Origin of the sequence: Stenotrophomonas sp., assembly GCF_050737075.1 — a bacterium.
Classification (GTDB): domain Bacteria; phylum Pseudomonadota; class Gammaproteobacteria; order Xanthomonadales; family Xanthomonadaceae; genus Stenotrophomonas.
The window spans coordinates 1-5,346 of the sequence record NZ_JBOHXV010000156.1 but is presented as its reverse complement, the minus strand read 5'-3'; the positions used below and the strand labels follow the sequence as shown (position 1 = coordinate 5,346).

Sequence of the window (5,346 nt, the reverse complement as noted above, 5' to 3'; positions counted from 1 at the left end):
CCGCGGTGCCGGTGTGTCGCCATCGCTTGAATGAAAGGCGGAACCGCTGCACCCGGGTTGCGATTCGGGAACACGGTATAGCACTCATCGAGCAGGATCACGGAGCCATCGGGCAGCTGATCCCACTGCCTAGGGTCCTCAAGATAGGTCCATCCCGCCTTCTGATAGTCCAGGTCTTTCACGCCGTGCGCGTAGATGGCGCGGCCTGCCTTCTGGAACTGAAAGGCCTTGTCGAGCGCGTATGCGGTCTTTCCGTGCCCAGGCTGTCCAGTGACGAGGTATAGGGCCATCAGTCGCTCCCCAGCTTGCTCAGGATCGCTGCTTGGGCCCTCGCGGCAACTATGGCGCTAAGGATCATGCTCACGGCGATGCTGAGGCCCGTAGCACTGAAGTAGATAGACAGGACGCCGGGCAAGCCGCCGACCTTGGATTCTATGAATGACTTGAGCGGCGGTAGCGCAATTTCGTGCGTGACGTAACCGATACCGAAAGCCAGCAGAACCCGTCCAATGATGCCGGGCAAGTATTGACGCAGCGCCTGCAGCAGCATGGTGACAAGCGCGCCAATGATCATAGGCATTTAAGCACCCCTCGTAAGGATGAACACAGACGCGACCGCAGCGCACAGGATGATGATCGCCCTGACGGTACTGATGTAGTCACAGAAGTAGCCGGGCGGCGACGCAAGCGCGTTGGTGAAGCCAGATGCGATGCCCTGACCTCCACCAGAGGCAAACCCGATGCACTGCCCTCCCCCACCCCCTACGCCGGATTGGTCAAGATCGGAAACGCCGAGCTTCTTGGTCGTGAGTACTTTGGTATCCCCGGCGCTTGAGCCGGATCCGGGGTCCTGTGACATCGATCCGACCTTGGTCCACTCTGGCTGCCCGGATTCACCGCTGCCGTTGCCGCCCTGCCCTGCGAGCTTTTCAGTGGCACACGCGATCCGCCACTGCATCAGCAAGCTGCTGTACTCCAGGGCATCACACGTATCTCCCGTGCAAACAGGCTGAGCGGTGCACATCCCGCCCGCAATGTTGCGGTTCTTTCGTGTGTTGCAGTCGATTCGCCATTGAATGCGTGCTTGACCACATAGGATCGGCGAACCGCTGCATGACGGGGGCGTGGTGCAGTTGTCACCACCGCTGAACTCTTCCTTTTTCTTGCCATCATCGGGATCGTCGGGATTGCTGCCGTCCTCTTCGTCGGGCTTTCCGTCACCGTCGTTATCCTTTTTACACGTACCGTCCTTGCCGCGCGCTTCGCCTTTGGCGCACTGGCCATCGCCGGGAAGGCATTGCCCATCGGGGGACTTAATCTGCCCTGCTGGGCATTCGTTGTTCTTGTTCTTGCAAGTGCCATCCGCCTGCTGGATCTTGCCGGGCGGACAGGGTTCCGGTGCGCACTGACCGAGCGAGTTCGTTGCGCTACCATCCGGGCACTTCCCTTCGTCAGGTTCACACGCAGACATTGCGGAGTTCCATGACATGCCGTACTGCGCCTTACATTTATCCTCGTCGTAGTTGTCACAGGTGCCCGGAATAGAGCTGTACTTTCCGACGAAGTATCCGTCACCAGTTGAATACCATGCTTGCCGACAGCCGCCGTTACACGTCACGGAGCCGTTGCGAGGTTTGCCGCCTGTGAGGTACGGATATGGGCCGTTCCAGTCCGGACGGCTTGAGCAACCGTCGCCGTAGTAGAACGTGCGGGGTGACGAAATCCAAACATTCGCAAAGCAATTTCCCGTGTAAGCGACATAGCCCGCATACGCCTTGCTAGGCACGTCTGGTTTGACGCATGACTCAAACTGTGGCGGCTTGTATGTGGCCAGCTGAGCCTTTCCGTATGCCTGGGCCTCCGCATATGCTTCTCCCTCATCGCAAACTCGCGGTGAGCTGCTGGTGCAGCGGTACGTTTGCGCCCCGGCAGCAGGCCCGTAGGCCATGCAGGCAAATGCCATGACCAGCACCAACATAGGCAACAAGGCGTTCAACCATCCAGTGCGAGCCATAGACCCCCCAGTAGCGCCAGCAACACGAAATACCCTGCGAATGCCATACAACCCCCTCTAAACGAAAAAGGGCGGGTTTCCCCGCCCCAGTGGTGATCGGCAGCGAATTAAGACGCAGCCCGCTTGCCCGAACGGATCATCAGGATTACGCCGCACAGCGTCAGTACGGCAACGCCGATGAGGGTCAACTCGGCGGGTTCCGCGCTCTGCGTGACCGCATCGGCCAGATCGCCCGCAAAGGCCGGTGCAGCGACCATGGCAGTGGTAACCACAGCGGTGGCCTTGGTGGCGATGGAGCGCAGCTTTTCGTTCTTGAACATCGTCTTTCTCTCTCTGTAGTGCGAAGGGATTACACGCCAGTTGCCTTGCGAGCCATCTTGATCATGTGGCCGACCCCCCAAAGGGTGCCGATTGCACAGGACAGCAGAAGGCCCTCAGTCGCGTCGATGGGCGGTAGAAACATCGACGCTGGGCCATAGAAGGGGTGCGCGCATTGGCCGGTGCTGGCATCGAAATCGGATGCCTTGCAGTTCAGGACTAGAACGACCTCTTCCACGGATTTCTCCTTAATTCGGTTACGCGCCGGGGCGTGCGCTGGACTTCTGGACGGGGATGAGCGCGGTGTACTTGCTCAGGTTGAGCACGCCTTTGTTGACCTGCACCATGCTGGCGAAGTCGATGACGTAATCACCCTCCGGGTAAGCGGCTTGTCCTTCGTCCAGGCGGACATCAAACGGGTAGGCGAAGCCGCCAGCTTCCAGCTTTGCCTTCTGCTTGCGAGTGGTGTACTCACGGTCCTTGCCTTCGTCGTCCTTGAAGGTGCCGCGCCGTTCATCGATGGTGGACTTAAGTACGGTGACCTTGACTTCGTTGTTCATGCGATACCCCTTTGAGGTTGGTTTACGCCCGCGATTTCGGGCCATAGCGCTGCTGTATCCCCTGTTGCCCACCTCGGCAGCTTTGGCGAGGTGCAGGTTTCAATGACTGCCTTCAACGACTCAGCGTCAGGGCAGTTGCGACTGATGAACGCCAAGGTGGCGCCGTACTGGCGGCGCAGATGCCTGCGCGCACTCTTCCACGTGGCTTCCACTGCGGCTTTCGTAATGTCGATGCGGGTTGCGACGCAGTGCAGAAAGTTCAGCACCGGGTACGCGCCCAGCAGGTAGGACGCGGGGTCACGCAGCACGTCCAAGGGGATCTCTTTGCGATCCGATTTGCGGAACTGCGCTTCGTATCGAACCCATGGAGAGTTCTTGTCGCCCTGCTCCCTGCCCTTCTCGTAGACGCGCAGCTGTTTCTCGGACTTTTTGCCGCCGATGTAGAGCGTCTTTCCGTCACCGCTGTCGTAGTCATCGACTAGCTGTGCCTTCGGACGCTGGCCGCGATTGTTGAACTCACCATCGGCGTACCACTTCTGTGCCAGGCGCAACGGATAGTCCCCAATCAGGTCATCGGCGCACACGTCAACTCGGGTAATCCTTCCGGCGCAGCTTTCGAGCTTCGCTCGAAGCTCCAGCCACCGCTTCGCATGGCCGCAGCGCGCTGCGCCAACCGTTTTGCACCCGGTACCGGTCAACTCGATGCGAGCTGTATACGTGCCATCGGCGCGTCTGCACTCCTCGCCGCCCAGCTCGATCATGCCGACGAACTCTTTGGCCGCATTGATGATCTTGACGCGCCACAGGTAGAAGCGGCCGCCACTTGCTGCCACGTCAAGCTCAAGGCCCAGCCCTGCAAAGAACCAGCAGAACACTTGCAGTGCCGCCGTGCGGGCGTTGTCAGCGCTGGCGTCGATCCACTGGCGCATTTCCTCTTGCGTTTCACCATCGGTGAAGTCCACTTCCCGCAATGCTGCGAAGAGATCCACCGAAGCGGAGAACCAGTCGATGCCTACCGTGAGGGTTCCCGCCTCGTTCCTGAATTCACTGACTCCCCTGTTAGACGAGGGGAGTCCTGACCCGGCCAGCACCGCGCGATCAACAGCCATGGAGCGCACCCCGTACGGTCATGAGATGATCCGTATCCAAGCCAGCGGAGACAGCAATGCGCAGCCCAATGACGTTCGACGGCAAGCAGCAGTCGTATTTGAAAGCCCTTGAAGCCCGAATCATGGCCCTAGAGGCCATCGTGAGTGCCATGTCCTGGACCGTCAGGTCGGAGCGTTTCGGGCAGTGCATGGAGGCGTCCATGCGCTGGCATGAGGAATTCATCGCGGACCCCGCTTCGAGAGTTCCGCCAGAATTCGCGCGAGATTGGAGGGCAAGTCTGCTGCACGTGCTGACACACCTTGAGCAGAAAACGGACCCATCACCTGACGCCATTCCCGGCGAATCCGACGATCCGCAGGCGCATTCGACAGGCTGAAATTCTTTCGGAGGCCGTCACGCACGGCTGACCTCCTGCTCTTCGGCGTAGCGGGCTGCGGCCATGAGGTCGCCGCGCTTGCTAGCGGCGATTTCCAGCTCAAACGCGGCAGCGCGCAGTGCACTGCCCACGTCCTTACCTGCCCAATAGGAATTGAAGTCGCGACGCGCGCGACGCGACGCGGGCGAGTTGTTGAATGACCCGCGCTTGCGGAGGGTGACTTTCGTAATCACGGGGCCACCTCAGCGACGGCCTGTGCCAGCGCCTGGGCTTCGCGAGCTCGGTTGGGACGCGTGGCGTCGATGAGTGCGCGCAGCCTGCGCGGAAGGACGGCGACACCGAGGGCGAGCGCGATGCTCGAACCCACCAGTGCCAGCACGATTGCGACGTCAGCCATGACTCCTATCCCCTGCCCCTAGCCCCTAGATCCCCGCCAGCGCCCTAGGGGGAGCGGCTGGCGGGTGTCCACCGCCGGTGGACAGCGAGGAAAGTACACTGGGGGTGGACAAAGTGTCAACGAGGGGTGGACAAGTGAATTTCGAAGACATCCTCAACCGCGCAGTTGAGGCGAGCGGCGCGACCTCTGATAGCGATCTATCTCGGAAGCTGGGCGTGTCGCGCCAAGCGGTCAGCAACTGGCGAGGCGGAAAGAAGTTTCCGGACACGGTTACGTGCGCGACCATTGCGGGAATTACGGGAATTCCGCTAGCAAAGGTGCTTGGAGTGGTGGGCGAGGTACGCGCGATCAGTCGCGAGGAAAAGGCTGTTTGGCGCCGCCTAGCGGCTACCGCTATGGCCTTGGCGATAGGGGTGGGATTCGCCCTGCCTCGCGACGCGCAGGCCGACGTGGGTCATTCCGCGAGCGACACTGTATACATTATGCGATATGCAATATCCGACACAGTTGCTGGCGCCTGTGTTTCCTTGGTGCCTTGAACGAACGCGCGGAACATCGCAGTCATCAGACT

General features: G+C 60.4%; 10 protein-coding genes. 2 read left to right on the top strand and 8 right to left on the bottom strand.

The genetic code is table 11. From position 1 onward, the window contains the following. The 6 genes from ACREPD_RS21590 to ACREPD_RS21565 form a co-directional block, all read right to left on the bottom strand. On the bottom strand, positions 1 to 290 hold a 290-nt coding region (locus tag ACREPD_RS21590), incomplete at its 3' end, for a zonular occludens toxin domain-containing protein (RefSeq protein ID WP_431601193.1). After that, positions 290 to 580, bottom strand: a complete 291-nt coding sequence (locus ACREPD_RS21585) for a DUF2523 family protein (protein WP_431601192.1) — start codon at positions 578 to 580, stop codon at positions 290 to 292. The genes ACREPD_RS21585 and ACREPD_RS21590, both read right to left, overlap by 1 nt. Continuing rightward, positions 581 to 1,963: a hypothetical protein gene (locus ACREPD_RS21580; protein WP_431601191.1), complete on the bottom strand. Its 1,383-nt coding sequence runs from the start codon at positions 1,961 to 1,963 to the stop codon at positions 581 to 583. Positions 1,964 to 2,121: 158 nt separating this feature from the next. Next, the gene (locus tag ACREPD_RS21575; RefSeq protein ID WP_431601190.1) at positions 2,122 to 2,334 is read right to left on the bottom strand and encodes a hypothetical protein; all 213 of its coding nucleotides are present in this window, start codon (positions 2,332 to 2,334) and stop codon (positions 2,122 to 2,124) included. Between the two features lie 255 nt (positions 2,335 to 2,589). Continuing rightward, positions 2,590 to 2,892 carry a single-stranded DNA-binding protein gene (locus tag ACREPD_RS21570; RefSeq protein WP_431601189.1) on the bottom strand — a complete coding sequence of 101 codons (303 nt, stop codon included), beginning with the start codon at positions 2,890 to 2,892 and terminating at the stop codon, positions 2,590 to 2,592. Further along, positions 2,889 to 4,001, bottom strand: a complete 1,113-nt coding sequence (locus ACREPD_RS21565) for a replication initiation factor domain-containing protein (protein WP_431601188.1) — start codon at positions 3,999 to 4,001, stop codon at positions 2,889 to 2,891. The genes ACREPD_RS21570 and ACREPD_RS21565 overlap by 4 nt, the downstream gene beginning before the upstream one ends. Before the next feature lie 56 nt (positions 4,002 to 4,057). On the opposite strand from ACREPD_RS21565, the gene ACREPD_RS21560 reads away from it, so the two are divergent. Further along, positions 4,058 to 4,378: a hypothetical protein gene (locus tag ACREPD_RS21560; RefSeq protein ID WP_431601187.1), complete on the top strand. Its 321-nt coding sequence runs from the start codon at positions 4,058 to 4,060 to the stop codon at positions 4,376 to 4,378. A 17-nt stretch (positions 4,379 to 4,395) separates the two neighbouring features. Here the strand turns inward: ACREPD_RS21560 and ACREPD_RS21555 are convergent, their stop codons facing one another. Continuing rightward, positions 4,396 to 4,611 (bottom strand): hypothetical protein, encoded by a 216-nt coding sequence (locus ACREPD_RS21555; protein WP_431601186.1) that lies wholly within the window; start codon positions 4,609 to 4,611, stop codon positions 4,396 to 4,398. Continuing rightward, a complete protein-coding gene (locus ACREPD_RS21550; RefSeq protein ID WP_431601185.1) occupies positions 4,608 to 4,775 on the bottom strand; it encodes a hypothetical protein in 168 nt (55 codons plus the stop codon). Before ACREPD_RS21550 ends, ACREPD_RS21555 begins: the two co-directional genes overlap by 4 nt. Before the next feature lie 77 nt (positions 4,776 to 4,852). Here ACREPD_RS21550 and ACREPD_RS21545 point away from each other — a divergent pair, with 77 nt between their 5' ends. Next, a complete protein-coding gene (locus ACREPD_RS21545) occupies positions 4,853 to 5,314 on the top strand; it encodes a DUF3693 domain-containing protein (RefSeq protein ID WP_431601184.1) in 462 nt (153 codons plus the stop codon). The last annotated feature ends 32 nt before the right edge of the window (positions 5,315 to 5,346 follow it).

Coding starts and splice junctions, on each gene's coding strand:
- ACREPD_RS21570 (WP_431601189.1), bottom strand. CDS start 2,892: ATGAACAACGAAGTCAAGGTCACCGTACTTAAGTCCACCATCGATGAA.
- ACREPD_RS21580 (WP_431601191.1), bottom strand. CDS start 1,963: ATGGCATTTGCCTGCATGGCCTACGGGCCTGCTGCCGGGGCGCAAACG.
- ACREPD_RS21550 (WP_431601185.1), bottom strand. CDS start 4,775: ATGGCTGACGTCGCAATCGTGCTGGCACTGGTGGGTTCGAGCATCGCG.
- ACREPD_RS21560 (WP_431601187.1), top strand. CDS start 4,058: ATGCGCAGCCCAATGACGTTCGACGGCAAGCAGCAGTCGTATTTGAAA.
- ACREPD_RS21585 (WP_431601192.1), bottom strand. CDS start 580: ATGCCTATGATCATTGGCGCGCTTGTCACCATGCTGCTGCAGGCGCTG.
- ACREPD_RS21575 (WP_431601190.1), bottom strand. CDS start 2,334: ATGTTCAAGAACGAAAAGCTGCGCTCCATCGCCACCAAGGCCACCGCT.
- ACREPD_RS21565 (WP_431601188.1), bottom strand. CDS start 4,001: ATGGCTGTTGATCGCGCGGTGCTGGCCGGGTCAGGACTCCCCTCGTCT.